Consider the following 2,031-nt stretch of genomic DNA (forward strand, 5'->3'; position numbering starts at 1 on the left):
TTGGCACCTACACCGAAGGCATGTGGGAAGCATTGGTCAACACGCGCAATAACTTTCGTGTGATGAGCAAGCTCGCCACACAGGAAAAGTCTCATTCATTAACCGATCCTAAAAGCCCCTTTCTCGCAGAACCGGTTCACCTCGGTTACGACTTAAAAGGCCAAGAAAAGCGGTTGAAGGTTCAGTCTCAGGTAGAAATTCGCCGCACCAAAGGGCAAATCCTTCATGGATTAAGCATCGATTTGTCGAGCTCTGGAGCGAAATTTAAAGTCCCGAGCGCATTTAAATACAACCTTGGTGAAATCATTCAAGTTTCATTTACCGAGTTTGCAGGCAAGTCGCAAGTTGCAGGCATCGAAAAGCCACTGTCGTATCGAGTATTGGCCGTGGACGATTGCTATGAAAATGATGCCGTGCGCTATCTACGAACCATTCGTCTAACGGAAACCAATGTCGTTGCGCGCGTCATCGACGAAGCATTAAACAGTGCCGCCAAACGCGCACGTCATGACAACCAAGATAAAATCATTCGTGCACGCACACGCGGTTATGAGCACATTGCACTCAAACACACGAGCAACTTACCACTGTTTTTTGATGGTAACGAACTCAAGCTAGCGATGCTGACACCAAACAACCAAAAGTTGTGGCAGTACTGGCACGATGAGAGAAATCAACAAGTCTTTGGCTCCTTGTTTAACGAGCAACGCGTCGCTTCTTTGATCAAACAAGGCGTGAAAGGCACCAGTAACGTTTTGTACTCGTTTACTCATGAACATGAAAACAAAACGTACTTCTACTCGATGCTTAGACCCGAAGCGACTCGCGAACAACGCCAGCTGTTTTGGCATTTAGGGGCTAAGCGAGAAAGTTGGCGTGCGTTTCGAATTTCTATTTTTGAGTTATCTGAGCAAGAGAAAGAAGATCTCGCACTATTCTCTCCAGAGTTAGCCGAAACCTCTCAGTCACTGACTCATATCGGAATTTTGCAAGAAATCGCTGACGAAAAGTCGGGGCAAGATTACCTATTAACAGAAAAGCCGCGTTTGCCAGCCAACACGTTAAATGCCTTTCGTCATCCTCGAAAAATCACTGGCAACCCCAAAGGTATCTATTTCGATGCTCAATCGCGCCGTAAAGAACCACGCTATCGATTCAAAACGCCGCTTGAACTCAGTTCGGGTGAGTTAAAAGCAGCAGGTTCAACCGTTGATATTTCTAAGCGAGGCTTGGGGATTCGTTTAGATGAGCCAACGATGTTACGCTCGGGACAAGAAGTGCAAGTTAACTTTCGTGAGTTACAACTTTACGATAAAAAGCTGCCTCTCATGGCCGTTCCATATCGCGTTATTCGAGTCAGCCCTGACGGTTGCAGCGTACAATTGGTTATTGATGAAAACAGCAAAACGATCCGTGTGATCGCTTTCTTCAACAGCATCATTGAACACAACCAAGATAAGCTGATCCCACAAAAAGAGATGTTACCAAGCAACGCATTACTGGAAAGACTGCACAGCGTTTTGCTATCAAGGACGTTAAGCACACCCATCTTTATCAGCAAAAGTACAGCGTCGGCACTAAAAACTCCGGTGGTCGGGGTGAACCTGCCGTTGCCAAAACACATTGAGTTGTTTGCGCGCTTAGGTCACGATCAAAAATTCTCTTTAGAGCCAATTTTTAAAGGCCGCTCTAGCACGCTGATCGCAGAACCAATTAAGCGTGTCGACGGAGCACAAGCAAGACACCAAGACATCTACATTAGTGCGGCGAAAATCGGCAATAAGATCACTGCTATCGAATCCAAACTGCACCAAGAATTTAATAGCGTGAAAGAGCGAATTCAATTCATCAAAAAAGCGCGCATGATGGGCGATTTCTATGTATTTCGAATGTCCACGGCACCCATTTTTGATCCTATGACGTCGCTGCTACGACAGGACTTGAGTGACCTTACTCAGTTTGGCGTTCATCAAGCCAGTAAACTAGAAAAGGAGCTGACGGCTTTGGTTGGCTACAGCGAGTTTGAAGACA

1 protein-coding gene is annotated in these 2,031 nt (G+C 46.0%); it reads left to right on the plus strand.

What is annotated here, in order from left to right:
• Positions 1 to 2,031: PilZ domain-containing protein (locus R7P67_RS23330; RefSeq protein ID WP_318086135.1), on the plus strand; the 2,031-nt coding region annotated here is incomplete at both ends.

The organism is Vibrio sp. Vb0937 (assembly GCF_033338855.1).